Raw genomic sequence first — 17235 nt, forward strand, 5'->3', positions numbered from 1 at the left:
ACTGTTGCTTGTCTTACAATCATTTATAAATGTTTTTCTATTTCTATCTTATTACACATAGGTAGAAAAAAGAATGAATTATCCTGGCGTATTTGAGGTGTTGAGAGTGGGAAAGATTTCTAGATGATATTGGGCGTAGTGAGGGATCTCCGATAAATCAATTCAGATTTAAAATTATGTTTAAAATAAAGAGATCCTTCTCGTAATCTTCACATCATTTTTTTTGTATAATTCAAGGAAAAAAATTTAGCTCATATATTGCCCGCCATTAATATCCAAATTAGCGCCAGTGATAAATCCGGTCTCTTCACTGACTAAAAATGAAACTGCATTTGCAATTTCCTCCGGTTTTCCGAGTCGTCCCACAGGAATACTGCTTGTAATTTTATCAAGTGTTTCTTTTTTCATGGTAGTGATCATCGAGGTTTCGATATAGCCTGGTGAGATTGTATTGACAGTAATGCCTTTATTCGCGACTTCCAGAGCCAAGCTCTTTGTAAAACCGAATAAAGCCGATTTGGTTGCTGCATAATTGCATTGGCCAAATTGCCCCTTACGACCATTGATTGATGAAATAGAAACGATTCGTCCGTAATTTTTTTCAATCATATAGGGCAATACATTACGTGTGATATTGAATGTACTGTTTAAATTGGCATCTATAATTTGTAGCCAGTGGTGGGGTTCCATTTTCTTTAAGCTCACGTCACAAGTAGCTCCAGCATTATTTATCAAAATATCTATGCGGTTAAACCGTTCGATTATCGAATTGGTCAGCGATTCACAATCGGAGAAATTCACCAAATTAGCAAAGAGAATTTCAATATCATAACCTGCTTTCTTTTGTATTGTTTGCCATTGTAACACTTCATCATGTTTACCATTTTTAAAGTAACAAGCAATTACTTTATAATTTGTGGCCAGACGTCTACAAATTGCAGTACCTATTCCTCCGGTACCGCCAGTAACTACTGCTATTTTTCTCTCCATGAATAGATCTCCTGGTGAAATTGGATATTTTCTTTATGCTAAGTTAATTTATCTGGTTATTATTTAAGTCATTATTATAAAATGAATAGCTGGATTTTACCTTGGAACGCTGTGGGTAAACCTTAATATATTTCCAATCAAAATGGATAGAAAAGTTATTCAAATCAGTTCAAAGTATTATCCATAATGAACAAATGGTTTGAAAAATCTATTTTTCATTTTTTTCTATTTGAATTATTAATTAAATGAAATAAGTTTATTAAGGAAAATGATATATGGATTTTGCTGATGCTGCTGTTTTTGTGGTAGACGACGATCCGGAAGTTTGCCAGTCATTTCGTTGGTTATTTGAATCCGTGAATATTCCAGTGAACACTTACGAAAATGCCAAAATGTTTTTAAATCATTATGATGTCGCTCAAAAAGGATGTTTAATTATCGATGTGCGGATGCCCATCATGAGTGGTTTGGAGTTACTGGAGCATATAAACCCGTTAAAAAATCAACTTTCCGCGATTATAATTACAGGCTATGGTGATATTCCGATGGCTGTTCGCGCTATGAAGGCTGGGGCCAGTGATTTTATTCTTAAGCCTGTAAACCACCAGCATATATTAGAAATTACACAGAAATGCCTCAAAAAAATTCACTATTGTCCCATTCAGTCTCAATCTAATTACCAGGAGCGCATTGATCGCTTAACCAAGCGGGAGCGACAAGTCATGGATTTAGTAATTGAAGGAAAATTAAACAAACAAATTGCGAATGATCTTGATATATCAATTTCAACAGTGGAAGTTCACCGAGCTAACGTAATGCGGAAAATGGAAACTAAGACCTTAGCGGATCTAATAAAAATTAATTTGCTTCATACATTAGTGACTCATGACTCCTCATCATTACCTGAAACGATATAAGTCATTGTTTGTTTCGTATTTCTTCTATTACAATCATTTTAATGATATTCCTAATTACATATTTTTACTCACAAATGATTGATGAGTGATCATAGTGGAGAAATAATTTTTTATTTGGTTAAAATAAATGATATTATTTTCGTTCGTTAAATATTAGGAAACGAATAAATGTCAAAATTTCCAAATAAAACCCCTTATGAGCTTCGTCAATATTTTAATTCTCTTGATTTAAACCAATTAATTGAGCTCAATCGGTCTTATGGTCCACATTTTGTTTCATTGGAAGAAAGACTCGATAAGAGTCAGGAAGATTTAAAGCAAGAAAGAAAGCGATTGATTCAATTTCAGGAAAAAAAACAGAAACATTTACTCTCTTATAAAGAGGTAGAAACTAATGAAGAGCTATTCCAAAAAAATATGGAGAGCGTGTGTTCAATCCAAAGTAGAACTGATCGATACATGGGAAGGCAATCATTGGGCTATTCCCCGATGCAATTATATAGCAGCGAATCCTTATTTATAGATACAGAAATATCAAAGGCATCTCAAATGATTCAATCATTGGAAAATATAATTGCTTCTCTGGAAGAGAAGAAAACCATCGCAGTATCTGAATTAAGAATTTTAAATAGTATTATAGATAAACGAAGAAAACTGATGCCTGAAAAACCAACACCTTCAATGGCTCTTTCATAAAAAATCTATACTTCAAACTATATCGGCTAAAGGATATCCGTAATGGACCCTTTAGCTTGCACAATCATTGTATTAAGCTAGTCTGATATTTCTTGACTATAAATAAAATTATCCCTTGCCCGATTCATCAGGACCTTAAATTCATTTAAGTGTTTTTCGGTGGCTGGAGCAGAATGCAGGACAAACTCAGAAACACATAAAGCGAAAAGAAGCCTGCGCAAATCCCAAATTGTCTCTTGAAAAATGTCTACCTTATTTTTTGTCTCAGGACTGATCTTTACCTCCAGCTTTAAATTTTCAGAACTCATTGCAATTGGAGTACAATATTTAATGACTTCGCCTCGCAATTTTTCAACAAAAATAAAAGTATTAATTTTTTCCGAGCGACACCTCGTTATTTGTGTGACCTTACTTTTAAAGAAATCGTACACCATCATTTGATGAAATAAATAAAGCTTTTGAGAATATCGATAAGCTTGAAAAAGAAAATAGTCTCCCACTAGAACAATAAAAGCACCTATTAAGGTACATATTCCCCGATTCAATACCATTTCAATAGGTCCTTCGGGTGAGGTCGCATCTGTGGTTTGCGCCAATAACAAAAAAACAACAATTGTGATGAAAAAAACACTGATGTCATAGCGTCTGGTATTTAATGATGAAACCGCAAGTCCTATTATACCGAAAATAAATACGACCGGGATAAGGCGATAATTTAACTGCATCAGATAGATTAAAGGTATTAAAACGAGTAATGCAGCAAAAGTTCCTCCAATTCGATAAATTGCCCTTCGAATAATTAAACCCGGTTCAATACCTGCGCTCACCATAATGACAGTTAATAAAACCCACCATTTATGGGGAATGGTGGTAAATAAATAGATCCACATGGCGACCATAAACATCATCGCCAATTGAGTAAAACGAGCATAATCAAGTTTCTTTTTCAACGCCGCCGCAGTAAGCATAATTTATCCCAACCGATAAATGCCTTTTGTAAACAATGCAATATATAATGTTGTAATTTTGTTTCGGCCTCAATTGGCATATTCGGGGGGCCGCAAGGTGTATAGGTATTCATATTCTGCCTTAGCAGATAAAGGTTATTTTGTATCCCATGCCAAAATAATTCATTTTTGGTTTCATAATATAAATTATCCAAAGAATGCTGAATATTTCTTATGTTTACAGAAACTCTTACGGCTTGTCTCATATATTTTTTAGGAAGGAGTCTGCGCACATTTCGAGCCATTCCCAAATGGACGATTTCTTCTTCCGTAGGGCTTTTATGATCCTGGTTTATGGCAGAGTCAATGTCGAGTTCAAGGCATTCTATAAATTTCTCCAGGGATTTATTCCAAACAGTTAAGTACATATTGGGGAAAAACCTCAAACAAATTAAAGCAAAAGTCATGGATAATGCAGTCGATGAAATTAACCCATAAGCAATTTCAAGATTAGCAGGGGGGGCCGTACTCAGAACAACGGCTCCAGTTGCAATAAGCAGCATGGTGAGACTCTTTAAAGCATAAAAATATTTCAATACACAAAAATAGGTGACTGCAAAGACCATCAGTGAGAAAAAGAAAAATAAACCTTTAAAAGGGTAAATGAGATAAAAGGAAACACTGATCAATATGACTGCAATGGCAATAAAGATCAGTAACCATTCTTTTTCTTTAAAGGTATTCAGCGTAGGAGACTCATACAGTGATAATAAAAAAAAGGGGGAGAAAAAAGCTAAAAAGCTGGCTGGTTGAAATATCCAATAAACATACACTTCCACAGTCGCAACTAAAAGACATTTATAAAGAGTAATTCGCTGCAACGCATAGGGATCAATTTCATTTACCCATCGTTTAAACTTGTATATAGACATAAGCACTCGTTCCAAGCCGTAGCGGATATCCCGGATCAGGATCTGTGATTCTGATTATAACTGGTAGTCTCTGTGGCAATAAAATCCATTGATTTTCATTGATGACATTTTGTAATTGAGTGCGAACATCAACTAGTTGCCTATTAGCTGACCAGTAATCGGAGTCAATGATGCCGTGAAACACTTTTCTTCCAAGATACATTCTTGGAAATACCAATACTCTTGCTCCCTTGCGTACATAACCTAAATCGGTTTCATTAAAATTGGCCTGGATATAAATATTATCCGTATCTATCAAAGAAAAAAGAGGTTGGTTTATGTTTACAGGCGTTCCCAGACTAAAAAATAAATTTTGGACAATTCCATTATTTTGGGCATAAACATCCGTTTGTGCCAAATTCACTTTTGCATTTTTTAGTCGGGCATGAAGGGATTTTATTTCATTGACCTGGGCCTCAATATTATGCTGGTCTATTTCCATTTGCTTTATCGAAGCATCCCATTTGTCTTTGGCTCCTTTTGTTGCTTGTTCTGAATTTTGGAGAGTAATAAGGGAAACTGACTTTAAGGCATATCCTTTATGATATTTTTGATCATCTTGTTTGAGTCTGATGTAATTTTTTTGTTCCGTTTCACTCAACTTGAGATCGCGTTCGTAAGTTTTTTTTAAAGAGTCCAATCTTGCTTGCGCTGCCGCTAGATCCGCATTAAGCTGTTCCACAGCATAAATATAAGGCTTTTTAAACACAGTAAAAAGTTTCTGGCCTTTTTTGACTACATCCCCATTACGGACATACAATCCAGTGATGTATCCATTTGTCAGAGCTGCTACGGGACGAACATTATTCACGACAAATGCATTATCAGTAAAAGGAAATAAATAGGAAAAAATATAAATAAGGGTGGTTAAAATACCAATGAATATAATGGTATTAGCGAGGGTAAACCAATGTTTTATCCGAATAAACCCTTTTTTGGTCCTTTCACGTATTCTGTAAAAAATAATCATAAATTCATTTACCGTAAAATCACTTTTCAAGTATGCAGGAATGCATTATCCACTGATGGATTAGGCAGGAGAGGCATATCCTCCAGCCAAGTCTTGGTACAATACCACCAATGACATCGCAACTTCTAACTTAACTTGATTCGTTGAAAGTGCCAAGTTATCCAAGTAAATTTTGCTCTCAAGTAGCTGTTTATATGAAATTAATCCTGTTTTTAATAATCCTTGCTGTAAATTATATTTATGCCGGTAATCTCTTTCTGCATATAAATAAGTTTTATATTTTTCATTTAATCGACGATTGGCTGCAAAATCATTGTCTACTTCTTGCAAAATACGTCTTAATATTTTATTAAATTCTGCAATTTTGGCATGGTAAGCCCCTTTACTAGCAGCAATGGCCCCTAAAGTACTTGGTGCAATGGTCCAATTGACATAGGCATCCGTAGCCTGAGCCAGATGACTGTTGGGTAGATGCACTTCCCCGATAAAGTCATCCAGTTGGAGTCCGGGAAAAAAATCACTGTAAGCAAGCTGAATTCCTGTACGAGAAGCCTTCAAAGCATAGAATGCCATTTTTAATTCTGGCCGATTATTTAGGACCGAAGCCGGCAAGCTTCCAGGTTTAATCTGTGAAAAGTCTAATTGAGCAAAATTATTTTTATTTTTAATTGGACCTGGATTTTCATTGATTAAATAGCGAAGCGCATTCTGACTTAATACGATATTTGATAATACAGGCTTCATTTGTGCCACAATGAGGCGTTCGTCGGTTTGTAATTGCGCCAGATTAATATCATTTTCCAGCCCAATCTTAATTTCTCCCTGACTTAAGCGTATTAATGATTTCAAGTCTTTATCCAGTTGTTGCAATAATTTGAGTTGCTCTAATTGAGCCATCAAAGTGAAGTATGAAGAAGCGATTTGTCCTATTAACGCAAGGCGCATCCCGTCCACTGCAGCACGACGAATTTCCACATTGAATTTAGCCTGTTTTTGTTGTGTATAAAGTTTCATAATATTGACAAAATAATAGGGCCACACACCATAAAATGCACCAGGAGCACCCAAAGCGGGATTCGTGGAATAACCAGCAAATAGTTGAACTAGAGGCAGCCAGCTGAGTTTCACTTGTTTCAATTCGCCTTGTGCTTGCTGTAAGTTCCCAATTGCTATATGAACATCCATATTATTTTTCAAACCCGCCTCAATTAAATGGTTCAACTCTAAATCATGGAATTGTTGCCACCAAGCTATATAGGGTAAATGATTAACCGGTTTATAGTCTTTGGTACTGGAAGGGAATTTTTTAGGTGGTGACCATACTTGCTGTTCAACACTTCTATTGCAGCTGACTGTTCCCATTATAAGCAGCATCAAATACAATATGGTTTTTAACATGAATTAATCGTCGTGTGGGATGGTAATTCTCTTGTCATTCTATTACATCGATTATCGTAAGGACTAATTTCCTATATTCCTTGAAATCATAAGGCTAAGTCAACAATTCGGTTGAATTACCATACAAGCATTTATTGATTCCAAGTTGAATCGCTTAAATGTTCATCCATTGCTTTACCCGGCGCACATTCCTTAGAGGTATAACCATCATGGCGCTTCAGGTATAAATTGTTATAGTAGTCTAAAGCATTTTGTTTCGCGAAATAATCCGATACCCCCAGCAATTTGGCGGTGCGGTAATTCCTTTGTACCGCTTGACATTCAGTTTTTGCTTCATTGATTTCCCCGCGAACATGCATGCTCTCATGGGTTAAAATATCCAGAGCCATGATTTCATCCATCGATGCACGTTCAGGATGTCTCACATAATCCATTAAGAGATAACATTTGGGATACTGAATGACAATGTACCCTGTTTTTGGATCAGCATGACCCATAACTTTCACTTCTTCATCAAAAAGTGTGTCGAATAGAGTATTGCAATGTACTTTAGCAGGATGGTTTTCAGCCAGTTCATTCGCTACTTTTGTTAAAAAACGTTCAAAATACCAAAGATGAAAGGGCGGCCATGCGAATAATAATGCGAGGCTTAACATGACAATAAGGTAGCCTTTGGAAATGGGCATGTTCCCGGTAAGTTCCCGGTATACAGCCCAGAAAAAAAATAGAGATATCAAAGCCCAAAGCATAATCATCCTTTCGAAAGAGACTGATAAATCTCTGAGTCATTAGGAAATAAATGACTGTGTCCACTTGAGTTTCATCTGCAATCTTATAATCCAGTTATCGTCTACCATATGATCTGAAATTAGAATTTATTTGATACGTTTTGCTAAAGCTTCTTGTTCCAATATTTTTTTAGTGATTTCATAGCCGCTTTTCTTGTGTTGCTCAATGGTCTTTCGTGAGAAATCAGAATCCCAGGCATAGGGCTCTTCTTTTCCTGATTCGCGCGTGATGCGAGTAATGGATTGAATGCCAGGATCGCCCATAGTTTGGATGTAAGCAGGTAGTATTCTCATTTCCTCAGCGACGCTTGGTTCACAAAAGCTTAAAATTTGTTCAATTAATTTTTTATAACTGTTAATAAGATCTGTAGTCCGTATGTCTTTTCTAATTTTCTCTGAAAACAAAATTTCATCTTTCCTTGAAAGTACTTCAATCATATTCTGGGGGAGCGATCGGTTTCTTAGATAGAGATCTACAATATAAATTTTTTTATTGGACTGTCCACAAATATCAAGGGTGGAATCAATAGGCGTATTGGAAATAATTCCTCCATCCCAATAATGCTTTTCATTTATTGTCGTCCAGGGAAAACCGGGTGGGAGACTACCACTGGCAAGAATGTGATCGGGAGTTATCTCATCCGTATAGCTATCAAAAGTTTCAAATTCGGAGGTTTCAACATTCACGGCCATCACCAACAGACGTATGGGACTATCTTTTAACTTTTTAAAATCAATATATTGGCATAAAAGATTTTTGATATAAGAATTATCATAAAAACTTGTCCAGTGTACGGGTAATTGGGCAGGGTTAAACACTGGCATGGCCCATCTAGGATAGAAGAAATTCGGAGATCCCCATATTATCGTATGCCATGAAGACAATAATCGCCTTGTTTGTTCATCGGGAATATTTATCATATCTAAAGCGAGATCATTCCAAAAACTTTCTAGTGCTTCAGCAGCATGCTTTGGATTTCCTGCTATAATGGCTGAGTTAAAGGCTCCTATTGAAATTCCGGAAACAATATCTGGATAAATTTCATGTTCTTCCATCGCTTTGACCACGCCGCATTCGAAGGCTCCCAACGCACCGCCCCCTTGAAGGGTCAGGATTGTTTGGATAGCGATGTCTTCTAGGTTGAAATACATATCACTTAATTTATGTTTATAGGATTCAATATTAATGCGATTGATAATTAAAGATTCAGCCGCTTTAATTTCCTCAATGGGTCTTCCTGAAAAAAAAGCACCTTGTAAAAAGCCGTCTTTCAAATAAAATAAAGCTCCGTTTTTTTCCTTAATCGAGCCTCTAATAATTCGTTCATTTGCCTCATCCGTATCCCCGATGATCACAATGTAATTATCAAAAGCATGTAAGTAAAAATAAGAGGCGCTATAATAGATTTTCCTCATTCCCATCATATTTAATGCGACAGTTTTCCCCTGTTTGATCGCATTATCCACTCCTCCATTTCGATGGCATCTACGAAATACAGGATCAAAAAATTTAGCGACATCACCTGCAGCGTAGATTCCTTTTTTATTGGTTTGCAGATATTGATCCACAATGACGCCGTCATCGAGTTCAATACCACTTCCTTCCAGAAATTCAGTCACTGGTAAATATTTGTCTGCTACGATGACAAAGTCGCAGGCTATGATTTTTCCTGAATTGGTTTCAACAGATTGAACTGTCGTTACCCCATGAAATTTTTTAATTGTTTCGCAATAGAGTACATCGACACCATTATTGGTAATAAATGAAACAATTTCCGCAGAAGAACTCACGTTGAATAAATGAAACTCGTCTGTGATAAGCGTGACTTTGATATTTTTTTTATTCAACAAAGAAGCAATTTCAATTCCGACGAAACTGCCGCCACAAATGACCACATTTTGTGCATTATCCAATTGATGAAGAATGAGTTCCGCATCATGAATTGTTTTAATATAAAAAATATGTTTTATCTTGCTTCCAGGCAGCTTTAATTTTTGGGGATTGCAACCTGTAGCAATAAGTAGTTGTTTGAAGTTAAAATCGCCACCACGATCCGTTTGTACTAGTTTAGTGTTTGGATCTACGGCAAGTACTCTTGTGTTAAGAATTACTTTAATGTCATATTTCAGATAATGATTTTCATGGAATATGAGCATTTGTTCTTTTGTTCTCTTTCTTAAAAGAAATTTTCTGGGTAGTTGAGGACGATAGTAGGGCAAGAAATTTTCTGCGGAGATTATCGTGATGCTGCCAGTTGCCCCTTCTTTTCGCAATGTATCGGCGGTGAATGCACTGGCTAGACCTCCGCCAATGAGTAAAAAATCAACTGTTTGTGTCATCCCTTATTTCCTTTTAAGGACAAGTCATGAGGCCATTAACGAAAAAGCACCTATACCTATTTATAATAAAGTACCTGCCAAATAAGTATTACCTTAAATTGAATGTCTTGGGAATATAGAAGAAGCAATTATTGAATGTTTTAATAGAAAATTAAAAAACATAAGAAGGCTGTCTTAGGATAAAGACAGCCAATATTTTAAACTAGGCATGTAAGGTAAGACTGAGGAATAGTCCTTGAAATGAGAAATTATTGGTTTCATTACCAGCGATCCTTTGCGGCCCTAAGCCACCGATACCAGTAAAACCCCTTAATGTATCCATGGAACTCAGATATTCATTAATTTGATAGCCTACGGCAGCAGTCCAAGACGCGGTAGTCGAAAATGGATGAGTATAATCAAGACCAATTTTACCTACGATATTATTTACTACGCGATTGCGTTGGGGCCAGCTAAAACTAAAGTTTGTTCCCAGAAATACTTGGGAAAATGACTGCATGGAACCTGCCATAAGCGCATAATCGAAATATCCCAGTAATCCAAAGCCATAAGGCAAACCATAATGTGCATCCACACTAAACAGAGGACCTGCACCGCTAAATTTGCTGGTCACTGTCCCTGGGGCAGCAAAAGTAAGATCATGTCTTATCTGAGCATATCGCACTCCAAGTGATGGACGTATTCTAAATACTCCCGAAGTATCGCTGTATTTTCTGCCAACCCGAACATCACCCTGGTCGATACGGTATGTCAAAAAAGCATCACTCACGAGGGTAGGCATCGCTTCGATAGGAATAGAGGCGTCAGGAAATAATATACTTCCAAATAAAAAAGAGCCATTAGCAAAACTATTCACAGCATGGGTTCTATTTTTTAAGTAAAGATAATTAATCTCAATATTGTTTGCACTCATGGGTATGTCATAACCCAGGGCAACACTGCCAGCCCATTGATAGTCGGGTTCAAAAGGCTTGCTTTGGGCTTGAGTGCCTCCTGGAACGGTGAACAACCAGCTGTCCGTTACCAAACCCAGCCCTGTTTCACTAGGTTGGACATAATAACCTGTACCACTGATATAAAATCCACCAGGGCTTTTAAATGCACATAACATATTGGTACAGACAGGCCCATCTTTGTCTATGTATTTGGGCAAGGGGGTAGGGGATGCATGGCTGGCTAAACTCAAGCTAGCTAATACCAGTGGTAAAAACTTCAATGTCATATTCGCTCCTTGTATAATTGATGCGTTACATTACTGTTTTTATATGACCAATTCAAGAGGTACAAATAATCAATCAAGATGATCTAATGGTAATGTTGTAGTTTCATAAATTGTTCTTAATATAAAACTGGATTGCACACTGGTTACCCCCTTGATTCGAGTCAATTTATCTAATAAAAAGGATTGGTAGGCATTTAAGTCAGGTACAATGACTTTTAAAACATAATCTGCGGATTGTCCTGTAATTAAATAACACTGCACGACCTCTGGAAGAAACCTGACTGCCTCTTCAAATTGATTCATGACATCAGGCTGGTGGCTATTTAAACCCACTAAAACAATCACTGACAATTTTAAACCTATTTTTTCCGGTTCAAGCAAAGCAACCATTTTTTTAATGTAACCTTGATCTTCCAACAGCTTCACTCGTCGTAGACATGGTGAAGGGGATAAGGCAACCATTTCGGCGAGTTCCTGGTTATTTATTTGGCAATTAGATTGAAGAATATCAAGAATTTTTTTATCGGTACGGTCCATAGGATTCAGAAAAAAATAACATAAACGTTTTATATTTTAGCATAAATAACTAAACACTTTAAAAATATTAAAATAAAATATTAAAAAAAATTAATTTCTCTTTATTTTTGCAATTAAATTCCAAGAGAAATGAATTAGAATGAATGCTCATGAATAGGTAATAACCATTTTGCCTATATAAGCTGCTTGGTTTTTGAGGATTTATATGTCTACATCACGAGTTGTTGCCTGGTTTGTCTGGATTATTGCATCGATATTTTATGCGTACCAGTATGTTCTTAGAGTCATGCCTAATATTATGATGAATGATATCATGTCGCAATTTCATATTGATGCGACCGTATTTGGTCAATTTTCAGGTGTTTATTATTTGGGTTATTCTTTGATGCATTTACCTATTGGAATTATGCTTGATCGTTTTGGGCCTAGAAAGGTAATGACATTATGTATTTTACTTCCAGTATTAGGTTTGTTGCCTTTACTTTTCGCCGACAGCTGGGTTTATCCCTTGGCGGGCCGAGCCTTAATTGGAATTGGATCTTCTGCTGCTATTTTGGGTGTATTTAAAATTATACGCATGACCTTTAAGGAACAGCATTTTTCCCGAATGTTAAGTTTTTCTGTCATGATAGGGCTTATCGGTGCCGTATATGGTGGCGGCCCCGTAAGTTATATGTGCAAAGCTGTGGGGTATCAAATGGTGATCGAAGTATTTATTGCTTTTGGGCTCATACTTGCTTGTATCACTTATTTTATCGTGCCTGATGAAAAACCAACCTATCATAAATCAGTCTTGCATAACATCAAAACTGTTTTTAGTAACAAAAAAGTCATTCTGCTTTGTTGTTTTTCTGGATTGATGCTTGGTCCATTGGAAGGTTTCTCGGATGTATGGGGATCTGGTTTTTTAAAGCAAGTCTATGGTTTTAATTCCTCTACAGCCAATTATTTGCCTTCAATGATTTTTATAGGAATGTGTTTTGGTGCACCTATTTTGAGTTTGATTGCTGAAAAGACAGGCTATTACATAGGTACCATTGTAGCAGCTGGTACGACCATGTGTTTGGTGTTTACCGCACTGATAACAGGTATGCTCACTGTCTCGAGTATTACCGTTTCTTTTATCCTTGTAGGTATGTGTTGCGCTTATCAGATCCTGGCAATTTACATTGTTTCTACTTATGTACCTGAAAATCTCGCTGGATTGACTACAGCAATTGCTAACATGATTATTATGATTTTTGGATATGGATTTCATACAGCCATTGGTTATGTAATCAATTCACAAGGCGGTATTCGTGAAACAGCAGCTTTCGTATATGGAATAGGCGTTATTCCAGTTACTTTGGCAATTGGTGTGGTTGGTTTTATGATTATTGCCTTTCGACAAAATAGTACGGCAAAGTTTTATCCAGCAGAACCTGCTCGTTAAATTAATTCAAGAACTCATCCCATTTGCAAGCGAGTGGGGATAATCCGTTGTTTGGATGGGTGAGTTCATATCCAATGACCCTGAAGTCTACTATAAAATAACCCCCTTTTAACCTTTAATCATATAAAAGCAACGAAGAAACAAAATTATGCCTCATAACAGTTAAAACTTTATAAAATGAAGGGGTTGGATATCTTTTACAAATTCAGCTACTATTTTCCATGCACACAAATATGAATCTGTGTCCATTTCATATTGGGCCGTTAGCTCAGCTGGTAGAGCAGGAGACTCTTAATCTCTTGGTCATAGGTTCGAACCCTATACGGCCTATCATCATCAATCATTGGCAGGTTAGCTTGCGCTCTCAAAAACTTCAAGATTGCCTACCCAAGAATTAGAAGAAAAGGGCAAATATCGATGATCTTCCCTTGACGGAGTACCTTATGAAGTTTCAATGGAATTTTCAAATGATATTTCTTTTTTCATATTGAGTTTTTTAGGAATGAGCATTGCAATAGCTTAAGGATAAACTCTTCACATCGATACAGTTGATCAATCACAACATATTCATTGGCACGATGCGCTTGTTCAATGCTACCTGGTCCGCAAACAATTGTCGGGATTTCAGCTTTTTGAAATAATCCTGCTTCAGTGGCATAAGCTACTTTCATTATGTTTTCATTGTGACAGATTAACTGGGCTTCACGAACCAGGGGTTCTGATGAGGGTGTATCGAGTCCAGGTGCTCTTGCAAGCGTTTCCAAAGTAATTTTTGTATTAACGTGTTCTTCTTTCAAAGCGGGTAAAATTTCATTGTCTAAATAGTGAGCGATTCCTTGATAAATTTCATCGGGGTTATCTACAGGTAAGTTTCTGATTTCAAAGACTAACTCACACAAACTTGGAATGGTATTGTAAGCATTTCCTCCCCGGACAAGATTCGTAGACACGGTCGTATAGGGTACATCATAAGCATTATCTCGATGACCATGCGATTGATATTGAAGCGCGAGCTTGCGAAGATAAGTAATGAATGGAGCGGCATGTTCTATGGCATTACATCCCTGCGGCGTGAGCGATGAATGCGCTGCAACCCCATGAATTTGGCATCGAAAGCATTGTATTCCTTTATGGCCAATGACTGGTTGCATTGATGTTGGCTCCCCCACAATACAAGCTAGCGGTCTATAATTGAGTTGGGCAATTTTCTCTATGAGATCCGGGGCACCCAGACAGCCAATTTCTTCATCATAAGAAAAAGCCAAGTGTATGGGGAAATCGAGTTTAAGTTCTAAAAATTTGGGGATAAGGTTCATGACAACTGCAATGAAACCCTTCATATCACACGCCCCTCTACCGTATACTTTTTCTTCTTTGATTAATGCTTTGAAGGGATCGCTCTCCCAAGTTTGCCCATCAACAGGTACGACATCGGTATGTCCTGATAGAATAAGACCTCCTTCAAATGTTCCCCGGATACTTGGAATAGAGGCAAGTAGATTCGCTTTATGACCTTTTCTATTATGAATTAAGATAGGCTTAATCTTGTAATCATTTAAAGTATTGGCAAGTTTTTCAATTAGAGATAAATTGGAGTTGCGCGATGTGGTATCAAAGGAGATGAGAGTTTTTAGCCAGTCCAAAGCATTCATAATATATCCTTGATGAGTAAAGCATGCTGATCTTGAATAGAAGATTATAATCGTTCTTACTCAGGCAAAACATCCCAAGCTTATGTTCTGGAAAAAAATAAAAACTTGATCTTGTTCTATAATTAATCAGAGCTGTTCATATTTTCAGGGAGTGAGATAATTATGAAAAAAATTTTATTCATTATATTTTCTTTTGCGCTGCTCAACACCACTGCTTATGCTGAAAAAATTGTAATTACGGGACAACCTATTGTTCTGCAGAAACAAGGAGATGTTTATTATGTTCCTAGTGATTATCAATCCACTACATCTTATTACTATGTCACGCTAAATGGAGCGCGGCAAGTGTGTTACTTGGACAAACAACCGACTTTGTCTGCTTTGAATAATACTACTCTCATGGTTAACTATAATGGTTCTTCTTTGAATTGGGTGTGTTATCCACTCGATCCAAATTATTTCCAAACCCAATAACCTGGTAAAACTGGGTGAAAGCTTAAAGGTTTTGTTTTCACCCAGAATTCATGTGTACTCTGATGAATTTCTATCGATTCATTTGTTTTAATTTAATAAATGAAGTCCATTGACTACTTCCTGCAAGGCTTTTAAATGAATGGGTTTGGTTAGAACTTTATTCATTTCGGAACGTAAATGTTGATCTTCAATTTCTCCAGAAGTATTGGTCGTTAGGCCAATAATTGGAATATGTTTTTTATGTTTTTTGTTTTCCAAATCGCGGATACACTGGATTAAGTTTTTATCGGTGATACTGGATATCCCAATGTCAGTGATGACCAAGTCAAAGTCATTACTTTCCAGCAACTCTAAAGCATGCTCACAATCTATTGCTGAATAAAATTCATACCCGGCTTGCTCCACGACATTTTCAATCATATGCAAAGAAATAATATTATCCTCGACAAGCAAAATAAGCGGTGATTTTGAAGTTGTTTTTTCTTGCACTATTACAGTGTCGGTGCTGTTTATCTCATCGTATCCAATTTTCATCATGAGGGTGAAATAAAAAGTAGATCCTTTGCCAACTTCACTCTCAAGATTGATTTCCCCACCCAGTAAACTTAAGTATTTTTGGGCCACATGAAGCCCAACCCCATAGCCACTGTGCTTATTTTTATAGGAGGGTATCGCACGGAAAAAACGATCAAATATTTTGCTTTGTAATTCAGGAGGTATACCAATTCCTGTATCGATAACACTAAATCGAATTTGTGCATAACTGTTTTCGCGAGACAAGGTTTCTACTTTAATAGTAACCTCACCTGAATCAGTAAATTTAATGGCATTGCCAACAAGGTTTAACAATACCCGATGCAATTTAGTTCCATCAGTAATAAAGCTATTAGGGGCAACATCATCAATATCAATATTTAATTGTATTTTTTTCATTTCCAAAGTGGGTTGTACAAGATGGGCAATGTCTTTAATGTTTTTGCGTAAGTCGAATAGCTCCTCATGAATATCACTTTCTCTGAGATTATCGGCAGCTACAATTTCCATAACTCCATTGAGTAAGTCCAGTAATTGTTCACCGCTTTCATGAATCCATCGAGCATATTGTTTCTTTTCGGGATCTGCTGCTTTTTCTTCTAAAAGGCGCGACATGCCAACAATACCGCTCAGCGGTGTGTGGATATCATGGCTCATATTTGCAATAAACTCCGTTTTCGCTTTATTTGCCACTTCTGCATTTTCCTTGGCTCGACGTAAAGCGACTTCCATCTTTTTGCGTTCGGTTATGTCCAGGGAAATACCAAGGACGCCAATAATTTCATTTTTTTGATTTCTTAAAGGGACTTTTTGAGAATAGTAAATACCCATACCATTGGTCATCACAGCATATTCCTCTGCGGTATGGGGGATCCCCGTTTCCATGACTAACGTATTTAGTTTGTTGAGTTCTTCTGCCTGATCCTTCCAAGGCATGTCATAATTTGTTTTTCCTACAATATCCTTCCGAGATTTCAAAAGTGCACTTTTTGCCTGGGCCTCATTACATCCGAGAAAGACGTTATTTCGATCTAGCCAATAAACATGTCCGGGCATTAAAGAAATGATATTGTCGTAGTAATCATGGAAATACTGTAACTCTAATTTAAATTTTTCCCGCTCGTCTTCAAGAGCCTGAGTCAGTTGTTTAATTTGTGCATCTTTATTTTTAATTAGTTCGTGTAATTCATTAATTTTTTCAGAATCCATTTTTCACCGTATATTTTAACTGTATCAATACTTAATCGCTGAGCACAACCATTAAGTAAGAAAATTTGCCTTTTAACCTGGAACAGATTTGCAGGGGCCTTCGATTCGCTTCGAATCACTCACCTGATTTCTGCCTGAAACATAATAATCAGAAGGAT

Annotated in this window: 15 protein-coding genes and 1 tRNA gene; 5 read left to right on the forward strand and 11 right to left on the reverse strand. The window is 36.7% G+C overall.

The window, feature by feature from the left end; translation table 11 throughout:
• Positions 1–246: 246 nt before the first annotated feature.
• On the reverse strand, positions 247–990 hold the full coding sequence (phbB, locus tag BU07_RS0107235) for an acetoacetyl-CoA reductase (protein ID WP_031564714.1): 744 nt from the start codon (positions 988–990) through the stop codon (positions 247–249).
• A 275-nt stretch (positions 991–1265) separates the two neighbouring features.
• Between phbB and BU07_RS0107240 the strand changes: the two genes are divergently transcribed.
• Positions 1266–1907 (forward strand): response regulator transcription factor, encoded by a 642-nt coding sequence (locus BU07_RS0107240; protein WP_031564715.1) that lies wholly within the window; start codon positions 1266–1268, stop codon positions 1905–1907.
• 168 nt (positions 1908–2075) lie between these two features.
• On the forward strand, positions 2076–2603 hold the full coding sequence (locus BU07_RS0107245; RefSeq protein ID WP_031564718.1) for a hypothetical protein: 528 nt from the start codon (positions 2076–2078) through the stop codon (positions 2601–2603).
• Between the two features lie 77 nt (positions 2604–2680).
• On the opposite strand, the gene BU07_RS0107250 is transcribed toward BU07_RS0107245, so the two are convergent.
• The 8 genes from BU07_RS0107250 to BU07_RS0107285 form a co-directional block, all read right to left on the reverse strand.
• Positions 2681–3571, reverse strand: a complete 891-nt coding sequence (locus tag BU07_RS0107250; RefSeq protein WP_031564720.1) for an FUSC family protein — start codon at positions 3569–3571, stop codon at positions 2681–2683.
• A complete protein-coding gene (locus tag BU07_RS0107255; RefSeq protein WP_031564722.1) occupies positions 3550–4482 on the reverse strand; it encodes a hypothetical protein in 933 nt (310 codons plus the stop codon). The genes BU07_RS0107250 and BU07_RS0107255 overlap by 22 nt, the downstream gene beginning before the upstream one ends.
• Positions 4463–5491 carry an HlyD family secretion protein gene (locus BU07_RS0107260; RefSeq protein ID WP_031564724.1) on the reverse strand — a complete coding sequence of 343 codons (1029 nt, stop codon included), beginning with the start codon at positions 5489–5491 and terminating at the stop codon, positions 4463–4465. Before BU07_RS0107260 ends, BU07_RS0107255 begins: the two co-directional genes overlap by 20 nt.
• 60 nt (positions 5492–5551) lie before the next feature.
• Positions 5552–6889 (reverse strand): TolC family protein, encoded by a 1338-nt coding sequence (locus BU07_RS0107265; protein WP_031564726.1) that lies wholly within the window; start codon positions 6887–6889, stop codon positions 5552–5554.
• 131 nt (positions 6890–7020) lie between these two features.
• Entirely contained in the window at positions 7021–7638 is a 618-nt protein-coding gene (locus tag BU07_RS0107270) for a hypothetical protein (RefSeq protein WP_031564729.1), read from the reverse strand.
• A 126-nt stretch (positions 7639–7764) separates the two neighbouring features.
• On the reverse strand, positions 7765–10017 hold the full coding sequence (locus BU07_RS0107275; RefSeq protein ID WP_031564731.1) for an FAD-dependent oxidoreductase: 2253 nt from the start codon (positions 10015–10017) through the stop codon (positions 7765–7767).
• A gap of 202 nt (positions 10018–10219) precedes the next feature.
• On the reverse strand, positions 10220–11239 hold the full coding sequence (locus tag BU07_RS0107280) for an Lpg1974 family pore-forming outer membrane protein (protein ID WP_031564733.1): 1020 nt from the start codon (positions 11237–11239) through the stop codon (positions 10220–10222).
• Positions 11240–11308: 69 nt separating this feature from the next.
• Positions 11309–11776, reverse strand: coding sequence for an Lrp/AsnC family transcriptional regulator (locus BU07_RS0107285; protein ID WP_031564735.1), 468 nt, complete (start codon positions 11774–11776; stop codon positions 11309–11311).
• A gap of 205 nt (positions 11777–11981) precedes the next feature.
• On the opposite strand from BU07_RS0107285, the gene BU07_RS0107290 reads away from it, so the two are divergent.
• Together BU07_RS0107290 and BU07_RS0107295 are read left to right on the forward strand one after the other, a co-directional pair.
• The gene (locus BU07_RS0107290) at positions 11982–13208 is read left to right on the forward strand and encodes an MFS transporter (protein ID WP_031564737.1); all 1227 of its coding nucleotides are present in this window, start codon (positions 11982–11984) and stop codon (positions 13206–13208) included.
• A 257-nt stretch (positions 13209–13465) separates the two neighbouring features.
• Positions 13466–13538, forward strand: a tRNA-Lys gene (locus BU07_RS0107295).
• Positions 13539–13690: 152 nt separating this feature from the next.
• On the opposite strand, the gene argE is transcribed toward BU07_RS0107295, so the two are convergent.
• Positions 13691–14860, reverse strand: a complete 1170-nt coding sequence (argE, locus tag BU07_RS0107300) for an acetylornithine deacetylase (RefSeq protein WP_031564738.1) — start codon at positions 14858–14860, stop codon at positions 13691–13693.
• 162 nt (positions 14861–15022) lie between these two features.
• Between argE and BU07_RS0107305 the strand changes: the two genes are divergently transcribed.
• Positions 15023–15334: a hypothetical protein gene (locus tag BU07_RS0107305; RefSeq protein ID WP_031564741.1), complete on the forward strand. Its 312-nt coding sequence runs from the start codon at positions 15023–15025 to the stop codon at positions 15332–15334.
• Between the two features lie 87 nt (positions 15335–15421).
• Here the strand turns inward: BU07_RS0107305 and BU07_RS0107310 are convergent, their stop codons facing one another.
• Positions 15422–17077 carry an ATP-binding protein gene (locus tag BU07_RS0107310; RefSeq protein ID WP_031564743.1) on the reverse strand — a complete coding sequence of 552 codons (1656 nt, stop codon included), beginning with the start codon at positions 17075–17077 and terminating at the stop codon, positions 15422–15424.
• Positions 17078–17235 lie beyond the last annotated feature (158 nt).

The sequence above is a fragment of the Legionella wadsworthii DSM 21896 = ATCC 33877 genome, assembly GCF_000701265.1.
GTDB classification, from domain to species: Bacteria; Pseudomonadota; Gammaproteobacteria; order Legionellales; family Legionellaceae; genus Legionella; species Legionella wadsworthii.